Annotated in this window: 14 protein-coding genes; 6 read left to right on the top strand and 8 right to left on the bottom strand. The window is 68.0% G+C overall.

Features of this window, described 5'->3' with window-relative positions; all coding sequences use genetic code 11:
* Positions 1 to 6 precede the first annotated feature (6 nt).
* From PLC66_RS06030 to PLC66_RS06015, 4 genes are read right to left on the bottom strand one after another with little or no spacing between them, the layout of a single operon-like run.
* Positions 7 to 2,298: a xanthine dehydrogenase family protein molybdopterin-binding subunit gene (locus PLC66_RS06030; protein WP_324538391.1), complete on the bottom strand. Its 2,292-nt coding sequence runs from the start codon at positions 2,296 to 2,298 to the stop codon at positions 7 to 9.
* Complete coding sequence (locus PLC66_RS06025; RefSeq protein WP_324538389.1) at positions 2,295 to 2,753, bottom strand: (2Fe-2S)-binding protein; 459 nt, start codon at positions 2,751 to 2,753, stop codon at positions 2,295 to 2,297. The genes PLC66_RS06030 and PLC66_RS06025 overlap by 4 nt, the downstream gene beginning before the upstream one ends.
* A gap of 36 nt (positions 2,754 to 2,789) precedes the next feature.
* Positions 2,790 to 4,481: a DEAD/DEAH box helicase family protein gene (locus PLC66_RS06020; protein WP_324538387.1), complete on the bottom strand. Its 1,692-nt coding sequence runs from the start codon at positions 4,479 to 4,481 to the stop codon at positions 2,790 to 2,792.
* Entirely contained in the window at positions 4,478 to 7,933 is a 3,456-nt protein-coding gene (locus PLC66_RS06015) for a pyruvate carboxylase (RefSeq protein ID WP_324538385.1), read from the bottom strand. The genes PLC66_RS06020 and PLC66_RS06015 overlap by 4 nt, the downstream gene beginning before the upstream one ends.
* Before the next feature lie 388 nt (positions 7,934 to 8,321).
* Here PLC66_RS06015 and PLC66_RS06010 point away from each other — a divergent pair, with 388 nt between their 5' ends.
* The 5 genes from PLC66_RS06010 to ttdB all read left to right on the top strand — a co-directional run bounded on the left by PLC66_RS06010 (position 8,322) and on the right by ttdB (position 15,541).
* Positions 8,322 to 11,159, top strand: coding sequence for a hypothetical protein (locus tag PLC66_RS06010; protein WP_324538383.1), 2,838 nt, complete (start codon positions 8,322 to 8,324; stop codon positions 11,157 to 11,159).
* 287 nt (positions 11,160 to 11,446) lie between these two features.
* The gene (locus PLC66_RS06005; protein ID WP_324538381.1) at positions 11,447 to 12,517 is read left to right on the top strand and encodes a tartrate dehydrogenase; all 1,071 of its coding nucleotides are present in this window, start codon (positions 11,447 to 11,449) and stop codon (positions 12,515 to 12,517) included.
* 163 nt (positions 12,518 to 12,680) lie between these two features.
* Positions 12,681 to 13,958, top strand: a complete 1,278-nt coding sequence (locus PLC66_RS06000) for an SLC13 family permease (RefSeq protein ID WP_324538379.1) — start codon at positions 12,681 to 12,683, stop codon at positions 13,956 to 13,958.
* A gap of 78 nt (positions 13,959 to 14,036) precedes the next feature.
* On the top strand, positions 14,037 to 14,936 hold the full coding sequence (gene ttdA, locus PLC66_RS05995) for a L(+)-tartrate dehydratase subunit alpha (protein WP_324538377.1): 900 nt from the start codon (positions 14,037 to 14,039) through the stop codon (positions 14,934 to 14,936).
* The gene (gene ttdB, locus PLC66_RS05990; protein ID WP_324538375.1) at positions 14,933 to 15,541 is read left to right on the top strand and encodes a L(+)-tartrate dehydratase subunit beta; all 609 of its coding nucleotides are present in this window, start codon (positions 14,933 to 14,935) and stop codon (positions 15,539 to 15,541) included. The genes ttdA and ttdB overlap by 4 nt, the downstream gene beginning before the upstream one ends.
* Here the strand turns inward: ttdB and PLC66_RS05985 are convergent.
* Positions 15,534 to 16,484: a LysR family transcriptional regulator gene (locus PLC66_RS05985; RefSeq protein ID WP_324538373.1), complete on the bottom strand. Its 951-nt coding sequence runs from the start codon at positions 16,482 to 16,484 to the stop codon at positions 15,534 to 15,536. The genes ttdB and PLC66_RS05985 overlap by 8 nt on opposite strands.
* A gap of 145 nt (positions 16,485 to 16,629) precedes the next feature.
* Here PLC66_RS05985 and pyk point away from each other — a divergent pair, with 145 nt between their 5' ends.
* Positions 16,630 to 18,048: a pyruvate kinase gene (pyk, locus tag PLC66_RS05980; RefSeq protein WP_324538405.1), complete on the top strand. Its 1,419-nt coding sequence runs from the start codon at positions 16,630 to 16,632 to the stop codon at positions 18,046 to 18,048.
* Between the two features lie 38 nt (positions 18,049 to 18,086).
* Here the strand turns inward: pyk and PLC66_RS05975 are convergent, their stop codons facing one another.
* Genes PLC66_RS05975 through PLC66_RS05965 form a run of 3 tightly spaced genes read right to left on the bottom strand, consistent with a single transcriptional unit; the run spans position 18,087 to position 21,387 of the window.
* Complete coding sequence (locus tag PLC66_RS05975; protein WP_324538371.1) at positions 18,087 to 18,641, bottom strand: sugar O-acetyltransferase; 555 nt, start codon at positions 18,639 to 18,641, stop codon at positions 18,087 to 18,089.
* Positions 18,638 to 20,212 carry a trehalase family glycosidase gene (locus PLC66_RS05970; RefSeq protein ID WP_324538369.1) on the bottom strand — a complete coding sequence of 525 codons (1,575 nt, stop codon included), beginning with the start codon at positions 20,210 to 20,212 and terminating at the stop codon, positions 18,638 to 18,640. Before PLC66_RS05970 ends, PLC66_RS05975 begins: the two co-directional genes overlap by 4 nt.
* Entirely contained in the window at positions 20,209 to 21,387 is a 1,179-nt protein-coding gene (locus PLC66_RS05965) for an MFS transporter (RefSeq protein WP_324538367.1), read from the bottom strand. The genes PLC66_RS05970 and PLC66_RS05965 overlap by 4 nt, the downstream gene beginning before the upstream one ends.
* Between the last annotated feature and the right edge of the window lie 42 nt (positions 21,388 to 21,429).

Genomic DNA, 21,429 nt, shown 5'->3' with positions numbered 1-21,429 from the left:
TGGGCGTCAGGCGAGCTGGTTGCGGATCGGCAGGCGCCGGATGCGCTTGCCGGTGGCGGCGAAGATCGCATTGGTCAAAGCCGGCGCCACCGGCGGCAGGCCCGGCTCGCCGACGCCGCCCAGCGGTGCGTCGAAGCCGCTCGGCGTCACCAGATGGGTGTGGATCTGTCTTGGCGCCGCATCGATTCGCGTCACCTCGTAGTTGTGGAAGTTGCTCTGCTCGACACGGCCGGCCTTGAAGGTGATCTCGCCTACCGTCGCCAAACTGACCCCCTGGATCACCGCGCCCTCCAGTTGCGCCCGCACGCGGTCGGGGTTGATCACCGCGCCGCAATCGAAGGCGATATCGACACGCGGGACCGTCAGCCTGCCTTCCGTGTCGACTGCCACCTCGACCACCACCGCGGCGTAGCTGACAAAGCTGCGATGGGCGGCGATGCCCAGGCCATGCCCCGTCGGCAGGCTGCGCCCCCAGCCGGCCTCCTGCGCCGCGCGCTCGATCACGCCGCGCAGCCTCGCGGTGTCGAAGGCATAGCGCTGCGGGTCCTCGCCGTAGAGCCAGTGATCGGACACCGAGGCCGGGTCGATGAGGCGGTCCGGCCCGAGCAGCTCCAGCAGGTAGTCCTTGGGGTCGCGCCCCGCGGCCGCGGCGAGCTCGGCGGCAAAGCTCTGGATCGCGAAGGCGTGCGGGATATTGGACACCGAACGGAACCAGCCGATGCGCGTGTGGGCCTGCGCCGGCGGGTTCTCGACGCGCACGTTGGGGATCGCAAACGGCATGTCGACCGCCCCCATCGCCAGCTCGAAGGCGCCGGATTCCTGCGCGTTCGGCACGAAGATGGACTGGATGGTCGGCGCCACCGTGCGATGCAGCCAGGCTTGCGGCCTGCCCTGCGCATCGAGCCCGGCCTCCAGGCGCGCGACCGACACCGTGTGCAGGTAGCCGTGCTGCAGGTCGTCCTCGCGGGTGAAAGTGAGCTTGACCGGCCGGCCGTCCATCGCGCGCGACAGGATCGCCGCCTCGCTGGCAAAGTCCGGCTTGGACTTGCGCCCGAAGCCGCCGCCGAGCAGCAACGCATGCACCACCACCTTGTCGAGCGGCAGCGCGAAGCGCTTGGACAGATCGCTGCGGATCGCCTCTGGGTTCTGCACGCTGGACCAGACCTCGCACAGCTCGTCGGTGACCCGCGCGGTGGCGCTCGGCGGCTCCATCGGCGCGTGGGCGACATGCGGGATGTAGTAGGTCGCTTCGACCCGGCGCGCGGCACCCGCCAGCGCGGCATCGACATCGCCGTTGTTGCGCACCACCTTGCCCGGCCGGTTCGCGGCCCCCGCCAGCGCCTCGCGGTAGGACTCGGAGTCGTAGCCCGCATTGGGGCCGTCGTCCCATTCGATGTCGAGACGTGCGCGGCCTTCGATGGCGGCGTAGGTGGTGTCGGCAATCACCGCGAGGCCGCCCAGCGGCTGGAAGGCCGAGGGGATCGGCGTCTCCTCGATCGGCACCACCTTGAGCACGCCCGGCACCTGCAGGGCCCGGCTCGCGTCGTAGCGCCGCAGCGTGCCGCCGTACACCGGCGGACGGGCGATCACCGCATGGACCATGCCCTCGATGCGGGCGTCGATGCCGTACATCGCCCGTCCGGTGGTGATGTCGTCATTGTCCACCAGCCCGATGTCGCCGCGGCCGATGTAGCGGAACTGATCCGGGGTCTTGAGCACCAGCGTGTCGGCCGCCGGCACCGGGCGCAGCGCCGCATCGCGGGCGAGCGCGCCGAAGCCGATGCGCCGCTCGCTGGCCGCATGCACCACCTCGTGCTGCGTGGCCCGCACTTCCGCCACAGGCACGCCCCAGCGCGCCGCGGCTTCTTCTTCCAGCATGCGCCGGGCCGCCGCGCCGATACGGCGCAAGGCCTGGAAGTGATGGCGCATGCTGCGCGAGCCGTCGGTGTTCTGGTTGCCGAAACGCGCCTCGTCGCCGGGCGCCTGCAACACCTTGACCCGCGCCAGGTCGGCTTCCAGTTCGTCCGCCACCACCATCGCCCAGCTGGTGCGCACGCCCTGCCCCATCTCGGCGCGATGGCACAGCAGGCTGACCGTGCCGTCATCCTCGATCGACAGGAATATGCGCGGGTCGTCGCGCAGGCCGCCGCTCATCGCCTCGGCGCCGTATCTGGTCTCCTCCGCACTCGCCGGCCGCAGGCCGGTGGCCAGCACGAAGGTGCCGGCGGCGAGACCGCGCAGGAAATCGCGACGGCTGAGACTGAGGTTGGCGATCTCGTTCGCATTGAGCGTGTTCATGCCTCTCCTCCTTCCGCTGCCAGCTTGATCGCGGCGCGGATGCGCGGATAGGTGCCGCAGCGACAGAGATTGCCGCTCATCGCGGCGTCGATCTCGGCGTCGGTCGGTTTGGGCGTCGCCGCCAGCAGCGCCGCCGCCTGCATGATCTGTCCGGTCTGGCAGTAGCCGCACTGCGCCACATTGAGCGCACGCCAGGCCAGCTGCACCGGATGCATGCCGTCGGCCGACAGCCCCTCGATGGTGGTTATCGCACGCCCTTCGAGCTCGCCCACGTGGAGCAGACAGGCGCGCGCGGCCTGGCCATCGACCAGCACTGTGCAGCTGCCGCAGATCCCGAGCCCGCAGCCGTACTTCGTGCCTGTCAGGCCGGCGAGGTCGCGCAGATACCAGAGCAAGGGCATCTCCGAGGGCCCCTCGGGCTGATGCGTGCGTCCATTCACGGTGAATGTCGTCATGTCTCCTCCTGGGTCTTGTTCGAGCCCGGCCTGCCCCTATCGGACCAGGCCTGGTGCCACTTCGCGCAGGACCGTCGCCATGCCGTCCCTGCGCAACACGGTTTCGAGCAGCGCCGGATCCAGCACCCGGCAACGCCCCCGGGACCACTCGAGATAAGGGCTGCCGTCCGGGCCGTCGAAAAAACGGACGACCGGAATGGCGCGCAGGCACTGACGCAGGAAACCGAGGTTGTGATCGAGCGCCATCGCCTCGCCTTGAGGATAGACCTCCTCCCGGCAGCGCGCATGGACGTTGATCTTCTGGTAGCGGTCGATGTTGATCAGGCCCAGGGGATCATGGATCGCCATGAAATCGCGCGTACCGGTCGCGATCGAGGTCGGGAACTGGCCCTTGGGCACCCGGTTGTCGAGGAAGTAGTAGCGGAAGTCGGCGTTGGCATAGCCGAGCCAGCGGAACAGCACCCGCGGCATGCCGCTGTAGGCCTCGACACAGTGGCCGAGAAAGTCCTCCACCGCCTTGTAGCGACCGCGTTCGAGCGCGCGTTGCCAGCCGCGCTCCACGGTCTCCTCGGGCGGCGTGACGATGAAGTACATGTGCAGCGTGGAGACGTGCTGCGCATAGGTGCGCTGCAGGATGCGGCCGATCTCCTGGGTCGAGAAGCTGTCGAAGCGGAAGCGGTCGACGAGCAGATGCGGAATCGCATTCAGGCGGTTCGCCTTGTCGCGGATGTAGCGGTCGAGCTTGGCGTCGATGACCATCAGCTCGCGGCTGGTCAGATGGCCGGCGTACTTGTAGGCCTCGCCGAGCGACTCGTAATCGAGCAGCAGGCGGCGCCACACGTCCGGGCTGATGGTGGCGTAGCCGTCCGGCTCGATGCCGTTGTCGTGCATCAGGCGCTTGACCATCGGCCGGATCGAGCTCTTGCCCGCCGCCGACGGGCCCTTCAGGCTGATCAGCACCGGCGCGGCGCGGATCGGCACGCGCGGGTAGCCCTCGCGCTCGATCGCCGCCGCCATCAGCGGCTCGATCTCCGCACCGATCAGGCGACTGCCGTAGGTGTTGCCGACATGGCGGGTGACCATCTCTGCCAGCAGTGCATGGTCCGCACCGAGCCGGCCATGGCAGGCCAGCACCGCGCCCAGCACCCGGTACAGGCTGCGGAATACGGCGCGCTCGAACGGATCGCCCGCTGCCAGCCCCTCGGTCTTGAAGCCGGCGACCACGCCGTGTTCGCGCTCGGCCGGTCTGGCGTCCGGCACCGGCGCCGGCTTGGCAGCGCCGAACCATTTCGCCAGCAGGGACGGTGGACGGGCCGCCGCCGCGGGCGGCGGCGCGAGCCGCTCGTCCAGCATGGCCAGCACCTGCCCGAACACGCGTCGACGCAGCGTGGCGTGGATCTCGGCGAAGCGCGCCAGATGGGGCGCGAGCTCGTGCGCCAGGATGTGGCTGGCGATGCGGCGGAAGTTCTGCCCGAAGATCTCTTCGGTGGGCCCTTCCGGTACCGCGATGTCGGCGGTCACGCGCACAATCAGTTCGTGCAGCGCCAGGCGCGAGGGCCGGAAGGCGACCAGTTCCTCGCGCGGCAGCCCGGTCAGGCGGACGAAGTCGTCGATCAGCGCCGCCTCCGGGAACACGCAGTCCGGCCTGGCGATCGTCTCCAGCCCCTGGAACGCGTGCGGGATCCGGCTTGAAACGCCCGGTTCCCACGCGTTCTCGTGCGTGGTCATGACGCGAACTCGACCAGCAGTTCTCTCGCGGCAATGACGTCGCCTGGCTTCACGTACACCGCCTTCACCACCGCGTCGCGTTCGGCGGTCAGCATCGTCTCCATCTTCATCGCCTCAATCGACACCAGCCGCGCGCCCTTGGCGATGCGCTGCCCGGGCTGCACGGCGACGGTCACCACCGCTCCCGGCATCGGCGCGGCGACGTGGCAGGGGTTGGTCTCCTCGGCGCGCGGACGGGCCTTCTTGGCCGCGTGCTCGAGGCCGGCCTTGGCCACCCGCACCGCGCGCGGCTGGCCATTGACCTCGAAGAAGACCTTGATCTTGCCCTCCTCGTCGGGCGCTTCCGAGCGCCCCACCTGGCGCACGATCAGGGTCTTGCCGCGCTCGATGTGGACCGCCACCTCCTCGCGATCCTGCACGCCGTAGAAGAAGGGCGCCGTCGGCAGGCGCGACACGTCGCCGTACTCGCGGCGATGGGCGGCGTAGTCGAGGAAGACCTTCGGATACATCAGGTAGGACGCCAGATCGGTGTCGCTCGCGTCGCGCTCGATCAGCGCCTCAAGCGCCGCGCGCGTGGCCGCGAGATCCACCGGCGCAATGTGCGCCGCCGCCCGCCCCTGGATCGGCGCCTCGCCCTTCAGAACCTTGCGCTCGAGCGCCTTGGGAAAGCCGTCGGGCGGAAAGCCCAGTTCGCCCCGGAACAGCGACACCACCGACTCGGGGAAGGCGACTTCCTTGTCGGGGTCGGCCACCTCCTCCGCCGTGAGGCCGTTGGCGACCATGAACAACGCCATGTCGCCGACGACCTTGGAGGTGGGCGTGACCTTGACGATGTCACCGAACAGGCGGTTGACCTCGGCGTAGGCGTCCGACACCTCGGGCCAGCGGTGGTCCAGCCCCACTGCGCGCGCCTGCTCGCGCAGGTTGGTGTATTGGCCGCCGGGCATCTCGTGCTTGTAGACGTCCGAGGTGCCGGCGCGCAGGTCGGGCTCGAAGGGGCGATAGGCATTGCGCACGCCCTCCCAGTAGTGCGACAGCGCCTGCAGCGCGGCGCCGTCGACCTGCGGATCGCGCTCGCCGCCCTTCAGCGCATGGGCGATCGAGCCCAGGTTGGGCTGCGAGGTGAGTCCGCTCATCGCGTCGAGCGCACCATCGACCGCGTCACAGCCGGCCTCCACCGCGGCCAGCACCGAGGCCGCGGCGATGCCGCTGGTGTCGTGGGTGTGGAAGTGCAGCGGAACGCCCACCTCCTGCTTGAGCGCGGTGACCAGGGCGCTGATCGCGCGCGGACGCGCGACCCCGGCCATGTCCTTGATGCCGATGATATGGGCGCCGGCCTTCTCGAGCTGGCGGGCGAGATCCACGTAGTACTTGAGCCCGTACTTGGGCCGGCTGGCGTCGAAGATGTCCGCCGTGTAGCACAGCGTGCCCTCGCACAGCGCGCCGGACTCGACCACCGCGTCCATCGCCACGCGCATGTTGTCCACCCAGTTCAGCGAGTCGAACACGCGGAACAGGTCGACGCCGTGCTGCGCCGCCTGGGCGACGAAATAGCGCACCACGTTGTCGGCGTAGTTGGTGTAGCCCACCGCGTTCGAGCCGCGCAGCAGCATCTGGAACAGGATGTTGGGGATTGCGCCGCGCAGCAGCTTCAGGCGCTCCCACGGGTCCTCCTTGAGAAAGCGCAGCGCCACGTCGAAGGTCGCCCCGCCCCAGCACTCGAGCGAGAACAGCTGCGGCGCCATGCGCGCATAGTAGGGTGCGATCGCCAGCATGTCGTAGGTGCGCATGCGGGTGGCGAACAGCGACTGGTGCGCGTCGCGCATGGTGGTGTCGGTGAGCAGCACCCGCGGGCTGCTGCGCATCCAGTCGACGAAGCCCTGCGGCCCCAGCGCCTTCAGGCGGTCGCGCGTGCCGGTCGGGATCGGCGCCGACAGGTCGCACCGGGGCCGGATCGGTGGCGCCAGCGGCAGCGGAGGACGGCTGCGTCCCTTCATCTCCGGGTTGCCATTGACCGCCACCTGGCCGAGGAAGCGCAGCAGGCGGGTGGCGCGGTCGCGACGGCGGGTGAAGCGGAACAGCTCGGGCGTGTCGTCGATGAAGCGCGTCGTGCATTCGCCCGAGCGGAAAGCCGGGTGCAGGATCACGTTCTCGAGGAACTGCAGGTTGGTCGACAGGCCGCGCACGCGGAACTCGCGCAGGGCCCGGTCCATGCGGGCGACCGCCTCGTCGGGCGTATGCCCCCAGGCGGTCACCTTGACCAGCAGCGAGTCGTAGAAGGGCGTGATCACCGCGCCCGAATAGGCGGTGCCGGCATCGAGGCGCACGCCGAAGCCGGCTGCGCTGCGATACATGCCGATGCGCCCGTAGTCGGGCGTGAAGCCGTTCTCCGGATCCTCGGTGGTGACGCGACACTGCAGCGCATGCCCGGAGAGCCGGATCGCCTCCTGCGCAGGCACGAAAGCGCCCTCCTCACCGATGCGGTAGCCCTCGGTGACGCGCAGCTGCGCCTTGACGATGTCGACCCCGGTCACCTCCTCGGTCACCGTGTGCTCGACCTGGATGCGCGGATTGACCTCGATGAAGTAGAACGCCCCGGTGTCGGCATCCATCAGGAACTCGACCGTGCCGGCGTGGGTGTAGTTAGCCGCGCGCGCCAGGCGCAGGGCGGACTCGCACAGCTCGGCGCGGGTTGTGTCGTCGAGGTAGGGCGCGGGCGCGCGCTCGACGACCTTCTGGTTGCGGCGCTGCACCGAGCAGTCGCGCTCGAACAGATGCACCAGATTGCCGTGGGTGTCGCCCAGCACCTGCACCTCGACATGGCGTGCCCGGCGCACCAGCTTCTCGAGATACACCTCGTCGTTGCCGAAGGCGGCGGCCGCCTCGCGCCGCGCCACTTCCAGCGCGCCGGGCAGCTCCCCGGCCGACTCGACCACCCGCATGCCGCGCCCGCCCCCGCCCCAGCTCGCCTTCAGCATCAGCGGGTAGCCCACGGCCTCGGCCTGCGCCAGGGCCTCGTCGAGCACCGCAGACAGGGCGGCGGTCGCCGGCACCACCGGCACCCCCGCGCGCTGGGCGAGCTCGCGCGCCGCCACCTTGTTGCCGAGCTGGCGCATGACCTCGGCCTTCGGCCCGACGAAGGCGATGCCGGCTGCGGCGCAGGCGGCGGCGAAGTCCGGGTTCTCGGACAGGAAGCCGTAGCCCGGATGGATCGCATCCACGCCCGCCTCGCGCGCCACGCGGATGATGTCCTCGATGTCCAGGTAGGCCTGGATCGGCTTCTTGCCGGCGCCGACGAGATAGGACTCGTCCGCCTTGAAGCGGTGCAGCGCGAAGCGGTCCTCGTTGGAGTAGATCGCGACCGTGCGCATCCCGAGTTCGGAGGCGGCACGCAGGACGCGGATCGCAATTTCGCCACGGTTGGCGACCAGCAGGCTACGGATTGTCTTCATGGATCTTCCTGATGAGCTTCGACTTCGTCACACGACGCGGCAGGCACGAGCGCTGCGGCTGCCGGAATGCGCTCCAGTCTATTACCTCCGCGTCGCAAAGGTGTTCTGAGATTCAGCCTGGAGGGTCGTGGAGCGGGTTATCAGGCGCCGGCTTGCGGAACCACATCCGGCGAGAGGCCAGGCACGCCGGCGCGCGTTCCGGGCAGCCGCGGCGACGCGCGCATCGAACCCGGCCTGCACGGACATCCGTCAGCAGACTTGTACTGACGAGGTACCGGATCTAGTCTGAATTGTCATCACTGCACCCCAGGGCGCCAAGGTCATGGGGGCGGTCGCATGGCGCCGTTGTCGCGACGCCTGTCCGATCGCGAACGCCAGGAGAACGGCCATGGTCATCGAGTTCCAGGTCGACGCGACGCGCTTTCTCCAGGCGTTTCGAAACACCTTGATGCGACATGCACCCTGCAGCCCGCAGGCCTTTGCGCTGAATCTCGGGCCCTGTGGCAACCAGCCGGTCTTTCTCGACCGGATCAGCGTAAGCGGCAGCTCGACCCTGGTCCGCACGGAGGTCAACGCCATCCATGTCGTTCAGCCTGTCTCGCTCTTTCTCACGCCGGTCGCCGCACTCGAGGCCAGCGATGCGCAGCCCGGTGCGCCGTGCTGGAATCCGACACTCGAGCTGGAGTTTGCATTGGCGATCCAGATCGAGGGCGGCACCCCGAACCTCTGCGTCAGCTTTCTGCGCGTTCGCTCCTCCCCGGCCGTCAGCAGCAGCCAGGCCTTGATCATCAGCGGATTCGTTGCGCAGTGGTTTCCCGAGCTCTGCACGCCCTTCGATCTTTCGCCGCTGGCCGGTGCCCTCGGCGCGCTGCCGACCGCCGCGGCCGCCGACGTTTCCGCCGACGCCGCGCTGACGCGACTGACCATTCGGCTCGAGCTCGGACCAGTCGCATCGAACTCCGCCAGCCAGTGGGCAGCCTTCCTCGCCGGCTCGATCAAGCCCAACCCCAACGCCGGCGCGTGGTCGATCTTCATCGATGGCGGTCTGCTGGTGCAGAGCGCGGTCGCGCGGATCACGGCGGGGCTGGCGGGGCCGATCGATGATGACACTTTCGATCTCGAGAGCGGGCCCAGCGGCATCTTTCTGAACCATATCCCGACGATCAACGCCCTCTTTTCCGGCCCGGGGGTGTCGCTTGCGTTCTCCGGCGAGGCGGTGGATGCCTGCGTGTGCTTGTGGGACGAGATCGACCTCGATGTCGACATCACGGCGCTCATTGCCTTCAGCGTCCCGGCACCCAATAGCCTGACGATGTCGCTTTCCATCGACTGGGATCTGAGCGACTTCGAACTCGTGTGCTGTGCCTTCACGGCGGGCATTTTCTGGGGCTTCATCGGGACCAATCTCCTCCAGGAGGAGAAGATCAACTGGGGCGAATTTCTCGGCGGTCTGGTCGGCCTACCCGTCGTGTTCTCGGCTGCGATTACCCAGTCGCACGACCAGGTGGGAAAATTCATCGACCTTGGCGACGACTGGGAGCAGATCGGCAAGAGCAAGAAGCACTACCGCCGGACGACGCATGTCAACTTCCCCAACGCAGGGCTCGGCACCATGACCCTGACCCATGTCGTGGGCATCGAGGGTGGGCTTGCCCTGAGCGGGGCCCTGGGCCCCATCGACGTGCTTGAAAATGCCGAGTTGAGCGCGATGACGGACGAGTGGTCGTGGAAGGTGGATGATCCTTGCGCAAGCAACCCGATACTGCAGGCCGGCTTCAACATCAACTTCAACCCGGTGGGCGGCTTCACCTCGACCAAGGCTCCGCTCGTCGTGTGCCGGGCAGAGATCCTTCCCGCCAGCGACCCCCTGGGTCAGTTTCAGCCTCACCTCGAAGTATCGAATTTCAGCTTGCGACTGAGCATCCCGCTGGCCCAGCTTCTGACCGAATACATCGCGGCACCCTACCCCGTACAGCTGATTCTGGTGACCAATGGCGGCGTACGGATCTTCACCATCCCGCCGATTCCGATCCTGACCCAGGCACAGATCCAGACCACCATGCAGCAGGTCGAGCTGATGGCGCCGGCCATCTGCAAGGACTGGACGCTGGTGGAGGCCTTCTGGAAAGGCATGCACTTCCACCCGGCGTGGATGATCGATCCTCCGCCCGACCGCGAGATCACCGGCCTGTGGCAGATCGTGGTCAGCGGCTTGAACGCCGGGCAGCGCGTGCAGTTGCTGTCGCCGGCAGGCACCGTGCTGGCGACGGCGGGGCCTGGACCGATGGGGGAAGGCGGCGCACGGCTGTCAGCCCTGGTATCGCCGGCCGCAGGCGCGATCGGTATCCAGACCGAGGGGCCCGAGGGGCAGTCGCTGCCGCTGGCCCGACGCCAGCCGTTGCGCCTGCATGCTGAAGGCGACGGTGAAGTCCCGGACCGCCACCAGCTTGTGCGCCGGGCGAACCGGCAGATAATCATCCGCCAGACCCAGCTGTTCGCGGCGGCGCGGATCCGGGTCGAGAAGCACTTCGGCACCGCCGCAGTGGGTACGCTCGGCGGCCGAGCCATGCTGGCGATCGTGTCCGCTACCCGCCTCCTGGTCTGGGACATCGGGCACTGCGACGCGCCACGGATCGTCCGCATCGAGCATGTCGGCGGTCTGCGGGGCGTGCTGTTCGATCGCCACGGTCTGGTGGCCTGGGGCCGGTCCGGTCTGTTGCGGCTCGCGCAGATACATGCGCGGCTCGAGCCGTTCGGTGATCAGGCCCCGGTCGAAGGCCTGGCTCATGCAGGCGGTCGGCTTGTTGCGGTCGCCGAAGATGCGCTTTCGCTTCGCAGTGGCGGCAAGGCGATCCTGGAGTCGCTCCAGCCGATCCAAGCGCTCGCGGCCGATCGCGCGGAGATCGCGACCATCGAGCTCGATACCCTGGTGCTTCGCCGATCGGACAGATTGATCGAGCCGGCCTCGGTCACGCTGCCCGAGCCCGTGTCGGTGACCGCGGCCTTCGGCCGTTCGGGTGCGTTCGCGGTCACGACGCAGCGTGCCGGCACCTACGTGATTCAGCGCGGCAAAGATGGCACCGCGACGATTTCGGAGCACTACCCCCTACGGCCGCCGTGGTTTGCCGCGAGCCTGCGATCCGGTCGAACCCTGGTCCGCTTCGACCGTTCGGCGGGCGAGATCACGCTCTACCGCAAGGGCGCCAGCGTCACCATCGTGCGCTGACGCCGGCGCGGTTGTCCTGGCCGGGCGATCGCTTTGCACGGCCATCGACTCGCGCGCCTCGATCGGCCAATTACGCCCTTCCCTCCCCCTACGCGTGCGGCAGCCCTGCATCGGCGACGAGCAGAATCGCAACGATGCGGGGCAAGCCCGCCATCGCAATCACATCTCCGCGTCGATGGCGACTCTTAGCTTCAGGTTAATCATGGTTTGAGTAAGCCACCGCGCCCGCCTCCGTGCCAGTCCCTACAGTTCGGGCACCCCACACACCAATGGACTGGAGACGACTCATGAAGACCTATCGCATCGCAACGATCCCAGGCGACGGCATCGGCAAGGAAGTGATCCCCGCCGCACGCCAGGTTCTGGAAGCCCTCGCAGGGCAGGACTACGGATTCCGCCTCGAGTTCGAGGACTTCGACTGGGGCGGCGACTATTACCGCGAGCACGGTGTGATGATGCCGACGGACGGCCTCGACGCCCTTCGAGACAAAGACGCAATTCTCTTCGGCTCGGCCGGCGACCCGCACATTCCTGACCACATCACGCTGTGGGGCCTGCGCCTGAAGATCTGCCAGGGCTTCGACCAGTACGCCAACATCCGCCCCACGCGCATCCTTCCCGGCATCGACGCGCCGCTCAAGCGTTGCCGCACCGAGGACCTCGACTGGGTGATCGTGCGCGAGAACTCCGAGGGCGAGTATTCCGGCGTGGGCGGCCGCGTCCACCAGGGCCACCCGATCGAGGCCGCGACCGATGTGTCGATGATGACCCGTGTCGGCGTCGAGCGCATCCTGCGCTTCGCGTTCAAGCTCGCCCAGTCGCGGCCGCGCAAGTTGCTCACCGTCATCACCAAGAGCAACGCCCAGCGCCACGCGATGGTGATGTGGGACGAGATCGCCACCGAAGTGGCGCGCGAGTTCCCGGACGTCAGCTGGGACAAGGAACTGGTCGATGCCGCGACCGCGCGCATGGTCAATCGCCCCGCCACGCTGGACACGATCGTCGCCACAAACCTCCACGCCGACATCCTCAGCGACCTCGCAGCCGCCCTCGCCGGCAGTCTCGGCATCGCGCCCACCGGCAACATCGACCCGGAGCGCCGCCATCCGTCGATGTTCGAGCCGATCCACGGCTCGGCCTTCGACATCATGGGCAAGGGCCTGGCCAACCCGGTCGGCGCCTTCTGGTCGGCGGTGCTGATGCTCGAGCACCTCGGCGAGCCAGCCGCAGCTGCACGCCTGATGCAGGCGGTCGAGCGCGTCACCGCGAACGCGCGCCTGCACACCGGGGACCTCGGTGGCACGGCGAAGACCGCCGACGTGACGCGGGCGGTGTGTGACTTCCTCGCCCGCTCGTAAGCCCTGAGCACCTGACCATCCCGGCCGGCGCATCGCGCGCCGGGTGGGACAAAACCATCACAAGAAGTCGAGCAGCGCCGGGCATGCGCCGCGCCGCTCGGCGCACGCGCCGCATGACGACACGAACGTCACCGGCCCTCGGGCACGCATGGAGGAGACCTCGATGAATCCAATGGAAATTACCCTGTTGCTGCTGCTGTTTGCGGCAGTGATGTTCGTGTGGGAGAAGATCCCGCTCGCGCTCACCTCGGTGATCGTCTGCCTGTCCCTCGTCCTCACCGGCGTCCTCGACACGAAGGTCGCGTTCAACGGCTTCATCAACAGCAACGTCATCCTGTTCGTGGCGATGTTCATCGTCGGTGGCGCGCTGTTCGAGACCGGCATGGCGAACAAGATCGGCGGCCTCGTCACCCGCTTCGCCAAGACCGAGCGGCAGTTGATCGTTGCCATCATGATCATCGTCGGCCTCTTATCCGGTGTGCTGTCCAACACCGGCACCGCCGCCGTGCTCATTCCTGTGGTCATCGGCATCGCGGCCAAATCGGGATTCTCACGTTCCCGCCTGCTGATGCCACTGGTGTTCGCGGCCGCCATGGGCGGCAACCTCACCCTGATCGGCGCGCCCGGCAACCTGATCGCACAGAGCGCGCTGCAACAGATTGGCGAGGGCTTCGGCTTCTTCGAGTACGCGAAGATCGGCCTGCCGATGCTGGTCTGCGGCATCCTGTACTTCACCTTCTTCGGTCACCGTTTGCTTCCGAGCGGCAACAACACGACGGATCCGTACGACCCCACGCACAAACCCAGGGTCGACTACTCGGACGTGCCGAAGTGGAAACAGTACATGTCACTCGGCATCCTGCTCGCAACCATCGCCGGGATGATCTTCGAGCGTCGCATCGGTATCCCGCTGCACATCATCGGCTCGATCGGCGCGGTCCTCATCGTGCTGACCGGCGTGCTGACCGAGAAGCAGGCCTACAAGGCGATCGACTCGCAGACAATCTTCATCTTCGGCGGCACGCTGTCGCTCGCCACCGCGCTCGAGAGCACTGGCGCCGGGGCGGCCGTGGCGACGACCGTGATGGGGCTGCTCGGCAATTATGCCTCCCCGGTGCTGCTGCTGGTCGTGATCTTCAGCATCGCCTGCGTGCTCACCAACTTCATGTCCAACACCGCAACCACCGCGCTGCTGGTGCCGATCGGCCTTTCGATCGCCGCAAGCATCGGCGCCGACCCGCGGGCCGTGCTGATGGCGATCGTCATCGGCGGCTCCTGCGCCTACGCCACACCGATCGGCATGCCCGCCAACACCATGGTGCTCGCGGCCGGCGGCTACCGCTTCATGGACTACGTCCGCTGCGGCCTGCCACTGATCTTCGTGTCCGGCGCCGTCAGCATCCCGCTGCTACTCATCCTCTTCCCCTTCTTCCCCGGCTGATCACCAGACCGAACTCGCATCGATTCCGGGGCGCCCCAGGCCTGGGGCCCCTCGATCCCACCCCCACAGGAGACCCCTATGCAAAGAGACAACGAAGTCGCAGCCCTCACCGATGTCATGGCGAAGTTCACCGCCTACATCGGCAAGCGCCTGCCCAAGGACGTGAAGGCCAAACTGGCCGAACTTCGCACGCTGGAAACCAACCCGCTGGCCAAGTCGGTGTACGACTCGATGGCGGGCAACCAGGAAGCGGCCGACAAGCTGAACCGCCCGAGCTGCCAGGACACCGGCGTTATCCAGTATTTCGTCGAGGCCGGCGCCAGCTTCCCGCTGCTCGGCGAACTGGAGGAGATCCTGAAGGAGGCGACGGCCGAGGCGACCCGCATCGGCCCGCTGCGCCACAACGCGGTCGAGACCTTCGACGAGAAGAACACTGGGACCAACACCGGCACCAATATTCCCTGGCTGGACTGGCGCATCGTGCCGGAGAAGGACAGCTGCACCATCGACGTCTACATGGCGGGCGGCGGCTGCACGCTGCCTGGCGCGGCCAAGGTGCTGATGCCGGGGCAGGGTTACGAAGGGGTCGCCGAGTTCGTCATGGACGTCATCACCGAGCGTGGCGTCAATGCCTGCCCGCCGCTGCTGGTCGGGGTCGGCGTGTCGACCTCGGTGGAGACCGCGGCCCGCCTGTCCAAGCTGGCGATCATGCGCCCGGTGGATTCGAAGAGTGCCAACCCGCGCGCCGCGCTGATGGAGGAACTGCTCGAGCAGGGCCTCAACGAGATCGGCATCGGCCCCCAGGGCCTGACCGGCAACAACAGCGTGATGGGCGTCAACATCGAATCGTCCGCCCGCCATCCCTCGACCATCGGCGTGGCCGTCAATACCGGTTGTTGGGCGCACCGCCGCGGCAAGATCCGCATCAACGCCGACCTGTCCTACGAAATCCTGTCCCACGAAGGAGTGGTGCTGTGAAAAAGATCCTGACGACCCCCATCCGTGACGAAGACCTCGAAGACCTGGAGGTTGGCGACGTCGTCTTTCTGACCGGCCGCCTGGTGACCTGCCGCGACGTGGCCCATCGCCGCCTGATCGAGCAAAGCCGGGAGCTTCCGGTCGATCTCGAAGGCGGGGCGATCTTCCACGCCGGTCCGATCGTGCGCAAGAAGGACGACGGCAGGTTCGAGATGGTCTCGATCGGCCCGACGACGAGCATGCGCATGGAGAAGTTCGAGCGTGAGTTCATCAAGCAGACCGGTGTGAAGCTGATCGTCGGCAAGGGCGGCATGGGCCCGGAGACGGCCGCCGGCTGCCAGGAGAACAAGGCGGTGCATGCCATCTTTCCGGGCGGGTGTGCCGTGCTCGCGGCGACGCTGGTCGAGGAGATCGAGGGCGCCGAGTGGCAGGACCTGGGCATGCCCGAGACCTTGTGGGTCAACCGCGTGCGCGAGTTCGGGCCGCTGATCATCTCGATCGACACCAAGGGCAACAACCTCATTCAGCAGAACAAGGCCGTCTTCAACGAGAAGAAGAAGCCCGTGCTGGAGAAGATCAACACGCAGCTGAGCTTCATCAAGTAAGGCCGGCGGCGCGGGGGCGGCCCCCGCCTGCATTCAGGTGTGCGAATGCCGCCACCAGTTCGTCGACGAAGGTTCGGATGCGCGTCGAGAGCTGGTGGCGCTTCGGGTAGACGGCGTAGATGTCGGCATCCGGCGTGCGATAGTCCGGCAGGACCTGGACCAGCCGGCCACTCTGCAGGTAGCGCAGCACATCCCATTCGGCACGCATCAGGATGCCGCGCCCATCCAGCGCCCACTGCACCGCGATCTCGCCGTCGTTGGTGGCGAGGTTGCCGCGCACCTTGATCGACTCGCTCTCCGCGCCGGCGCCGTCGGCCGCGCTCAGGCGCCAGGTGCCGTAGGCGTCGTCGCCCTGGCGGATGGTGATGCAGTTGTGGTGGCGCAGATCGTCCGGCGCGCGGGGCGCGCCGCGGGCCGCGAGGTAGGAAGGCGCGGCACACAGCAGGCGTCGATTCGGCGCCAGGCGGCGGGCCACCACCCGTGCATCGCCCGGCTCGCCAAAGCGCACGCAGACGTCGAACTGGTCGTCGGTGAGCGCCGGCGGGCTCACCGAAAGCTGGAGCTGGACGTCTACCTCCGGGTAACGCGCGACGTAGCGCGAAATGACCGGTGCCACATGCAGGCGACCGAAGCCAAGCGTCGCATTCACCCGCAGCAGCCCCTTGGGCGTGGCCTTCGCGCCGCCCAGCACCTCGTTGAGCAGGTCCAGCTCGGCCAGGATGCGGCGCGCGTGCTCAAGGAAGACCTCACCCTCCGGCGTCAGGCTCATGCGCCGCGTGGTGCGGTTGATCAGCGGCACACCGATGCGGGCTTCGATCTGGGCGAGACGCTTGCTCACCGCCGGCGTGCTGATGCCGAGCTCGCGCGCGGCGCGGCTCAGGCTGCCGCAACTTGCGATGGCGACGAAGAAGCCGAGTTCAGCGGGCTGGATTCCCGAGTTCATCTGCGGTGATTATTTTCTTCAGGTTAAGGATGGTTTGAGCTTACGCCGGCCATGTCAGGTCGTCCATCCACTAACTTTGGGCCTGCAAAGACGATTCGAGATCCGCATCGCATCTTCCCGGCCACACAGACGAAAGGACTCTTCCATGCAACGCAAACGCAACGCCAAGATCGTCGCCACCCTCGGCCCCGCCAGCTCGGACGCCGCCACCATCCGCGCGCTGTTCGAGGCCGGGGCCGATGTCTTCCGGCTCAATTTCAGCCACGGCACGCATGCCGATCACCGCGCGCGGCTGGAGACCATCCGTCTCGTCGAGCATGAAGTTGGACGTCCGATCGGCGTGCTGCTTGACCTCCAGGGTCCCAAGCTGCGCGTCGGCACCTTCGCTGAGGGTGCCGTCACCCTTACTGAGGGAGCGAGCTTCCAGCTCGACCTGGATCGCGACCGACCGGGGGACCTCACCCGTGTGTCGATGCCCCACCCGGAGATCTTCGACGCCTTGATGAAGGGCACAGACCTGCTCCTCGACGACGGCCGCATCCGCCTGCGGGTAGACGAGATCCGCCCTGGCGCGGTGACCGCGAGGGTCATCGCAGGCGGCAGCCTGTCCGACCGCAAGGGTGTGAACGTCCCCGGCGTCGTGTTGCCGATCTCAGCCCTGACCGCGAAGGATCGGGCCGATCTGGATTTCGGCCTTTCGCTCGGTATCGACTGGATCGCGCTGTCGTTTGTACAGCGACCGGAGGACATCGCCGAGATCAAGGGCATCGTCGCTGGTCGTGCCGGCATCGTCGCCAAACTGGAAAAGCCGGCTGCCATCGCCACCTTGGAAGCGATCGTGGCCGAGAGCGACGCGGTGATGGTCGCCCGAGGCGATCTCGGCGTCGAGATGCCGCCCGAGCAGGTGCCGGCAATCCAGAAACGCATCGTCCGCGCCTGCCGCAAGGCCGGCAAACCGGTGATCGTCGCCACCCAGATGCTGGAGTCGATGATCACCGCCCCGGTGCCGACCCGCGCCGAGGCGAGCGATGTCGCCACCGCGATCTACGACGGTGCCGATGCGGTCATGCTGTCGGCGGAATCGGCTTCAGGCCGCTACCCGCTGCAGGCGGTACGCATGATGGACCGCATCATCGCCCAGACCGAAAACGACCCCTTCTATCGCGAAGCCCTCGCCACCCTGCAGTCGCCATGCCATCGCGACAAGGCCGACGCAATCGGCGCCGCGGTGCGGCATGTCGCCGGGTTGTTGCAGGTGGCTGCGACCGTCGCCTACACCAGCTCGGGCCATTCGGCGCTCCGAGTCGCGCGCGAGCGCCCTCAAGGCCCGATCCTGGGCATCACCCCGCGCCTCGCCACTGCGCGCCAACTTGCCCTCGCCTGGGGAATCCATGCCGTAGCGATCGGCGATGTTGCGGATGTGACCGAGATGACCGAACTCGCTTGCGAGACGGCGTGCAAGGTAGGCCTCGGCGGCCACGGCGACACCATCGTCATCGCGGCCGGTATGCCCTTCGGGACTTCGGGCACGACCAACCTGCTGCGCATCGCAACAATCCCTTGATCGCTGCGCAGTCCGCGCCATACGTGCCGCAATGAGTCCTAGCCCAGGCGGCGGATCACCCGGCACGGGTTGCCCGCGGCGAACACGCCGTCGGGCACGTCGCGCGTCACCACGCTGCCCGCGCCAATGACGCTGCGGGCGCCGATCTTCACCCCCGGGCAGACGATGCTGCCACCGCCGACCCACACGTCGTCGCCGATTTCCACCGCCCGGCCCACCTCGAGGCCACCGGCGCGCTCGGCGGCATCCATCGGATGCGTCACGGTGTAGATGTGAACGCCAGGCCCGAACAGCACGCGCGAGCCGATGCGCACCGGACCGACGTCGAGCACCACGCAGTCGAAATTGAAGAACACCCGCTCGCCGCACTCGATGTTGTTGCCGTAGTCGCAGTGGAAGGGCGGCTCGATCCAGACGCGGCCGGCGGCGCGCGGCAGCAGTTCGGCCAGCAGCCTCTCGCGCAGCGCGGCCTCGTCGTCGCTGTCGTTGAGGGCCTTGGTGAGGCGGCGGGCACGGCTGCGCGCCGCGCACAGCTCGGGGTCCAGCGGGTCGAAATACTCGCCGGCGAGCCACTTTTCCTTCTCGCTCTTCATCCCCTGATCCCTTTGCGCGCGGCGAGCAGCGCCCGCACCACGCCATTGGTCCAGCCGAAACCGTCCTGTACCGGATACTCCCCGCCGCCGGCCGCGAGCGCCATGTCGCACACGTCGTACTTCTCCATCATCTTGCCGGTGCGACGCCAGACGCGCTCGACAAGCCCGATGAAGCGTTCGGCGATGTCGTCGGCGAGACGGTGATGACCATAGCGGCGCAGGCCCTGCACCACGATCCACTGCAAGGGCGCCCAGCCGTTGGGCGCGTCCCACTGCTCGCCCGAGCGCACCAGGGTGGTTACCACTCCGCCCGGGCGCAGGAAGCGCGATTCAATCACCTCGGCCATGCGCGCAGCCTGGTCCTCTTCGACCAGCCCGCAGTAGAGCGGGAAGGCGCCAGCCAGCGTCCATGCCTCGCTGCGCTCGCCGCTGGGCCAGTGGCGGTCGAAGAACCAGCCTGCCGATGCATCCCAGCACTGCGCCTGGATCAGCGCACCGCGGCGCGCGGCCGCGGCGGCGAACACCGGTGCGCGGTCGTCGCCGACACGGCCGAGCCAGTCGGCGAGCCGGCATTCGATCTCCCACAGCAGCGCATTGAGGTCGACCGCCAGCAGTTCGGTCGTGCGGATATGCGCCAGGGTCCCGCCCGCGCCGAACCAGCGGCTGCTGAAGTCCCAGCCCGACTCCGCCCCCGCCCGGATGTCGCGCAGGATGCTGGCGCGGCGCGACGCAGGGGCCTGGGCGCGAGTATGCAGATCCTCGGCGAAGGACTCCGGACGCGGGCTGTCGTGGGCATCCCAGTAGCGGTTCAGGCGCTCGCCGGGGGCGAGTTCGACCACGTGGGCGTGCGCCTGCGGCCAGTGCACCGATGCCGCGGCCGCCTGCACGCCCTGCCCGGCCTCCATGCCGAAGCGCGGGTCCATCCAGAAGTCGTATTCGCGCACCAGTTGCGGCACGAAGGCGCGGATCGCATCGAACCCACGGTGGCGCTCGAGCAGTTGCAGCAGCGCGCAGAACATCGGCGGCTGCGAGCGACCGAGGTAGTACAGGCGAGTGCCATTGGGCACGTAGCCGAAGCGCTCGATGAGGTCGGCAAAGTTGCGGATCAGGCCCTCGACCAGGTCGAGCCGGCCCGACGCGGCCAGCCCCTCGGCGGTGAAGTAGCTGTCCCAGTAATAGATCTCGCGAAAACGGCCACCCGGCACCACATGCGGATGGGCGAGCGCGATCGCGCTGCTGCCCGCTTCGTCCGCCTGCGGCGCGCGTTCGAGCTGCGTCCACAGGCGGTCGATGTGTTGGGCGAGCGAGGCGCTGTCGGCAAGCGCGACGGCGGGCGGCTCGGCCGGCAGCTCGAAATGGGCGCCGACGAATTCGCGCAACTGCTGCGCGAAGGCGCGCTGGATGTGCGCGTCATCGAAGCGGGCGCGACAGTCGGCGAAGGTCTTCGAGTCGGGAAAGATCCGCGCCTGTTGCACGGCCTCGAACAGCAGGCCTGCGATCTGCGCCGGTTTGTGTTCCATCATGCGCTCCTCGGCATCGTTGCCGCTGATCCTGCAAACACGTTTGCTCATTTGCTGCCCGGCAGCGCCGGATCGGCTGCCACCACGCCTGCCGCCTGGCTCCTGGCGGCGGGCAGACGCAGCACGCGCGCATTCCAGGCCATCACCACGCACATCGCTGCGAGCACGCCAAACACCGTCCCCAGTGACCACATCTTGGCCACCTGGCCCAGCACCGGCGGCCCGATCAGGCCACCGATGGCGTTGAAGCTGGCGATCAGGGCCAGCGTCTGCCCGCCCAGGCGGCCGGCAGCCGAGAAGAACACCGGCGCCACCGCTGCCAGCCCCAGCCCGCAAGCGGCAAGACCGGCAAACATCGCGACGGGCGTCGCGCCGAGCACGGCCAGCGCCAGACCGAGGCCGCACAGCAGCGAGCCGACGGCGATCACCGCCACCGGACCGAAGCGGGTGACCACCGCATCGGTGAGGAAACGGCCGACGGCCATCGTCCCGGCGAACACCGCCAGCGCCATGCCGGCCACGCTCTCGCTGGCCTGCAGCCCCTGATGCAGGTAGATCGCCGACCAGCCCATGATGCCGCTCTCGACGACGCCATGGCAGCCGGCGAGCACCGCCAACCCCTGCCACGCTCCGGCCGGGATCGGCGTGCTGGAGGGATTCTCCGCCCCCGGGGTTTCGGCCGGCAGCCTGCGTCCCACCCACACGTGCAGCGCCGCCGCGAGGGCGCCGACCACCGTCATGTGCATCCACAGCGCCAGGCCGCTGGCGGCAAGCGCACCGCTGACGAAGGCCGACAGCATGCTGCCGACGTAGAAGGTGGCATGCAGCCGGCCCATCATGCGCGTCTTCTCGCGCAGTTCCCATTCGGCCGCTTGCTGATTCACCGCGACGCTGACGCCGTTGTAGATCATGCCCTGCAGGAACATGCCGGCGAGCAACCCATGCAGGCCCGGCAGCCACGGAATCAGGGCCATCACCACGCCACCGGCGATGCCGAAGCGACCGATCATCGCGCGGCTGCCGATGCGCGCCAGGAACCAGCGGTTGACGGGGAAGGACATCACGCCGCCGAAGCCGACGGCGAACAGCACCCAGCCCCACTCGGCCGCATCGAGCGACCACAGGGACTGGAACTCGGGCTGGCGGGTCATCAGCACGCTGCCGACGACGCCCATGGAGGCGAAGCCGGTGATGAGCGCGCGCAGGCTCAGGGAAGGGAGTCTCATGATCTCGGTCAGGCAGGAAGTGCATACGCGGCCGAGGCGCAC

The organism is Thauera sp. (assembly GCF_035444905.1).
In the GTDB taxonomy this organism is placed as follows: Bacteria; Pseudomonadota; Gammaproteobacteria; order Burkholderiales; family Rhodocyclaceae; genus Thauera.
This window is presented reverse-complemented; position numbering and strand designations above follow the sequence as displayed.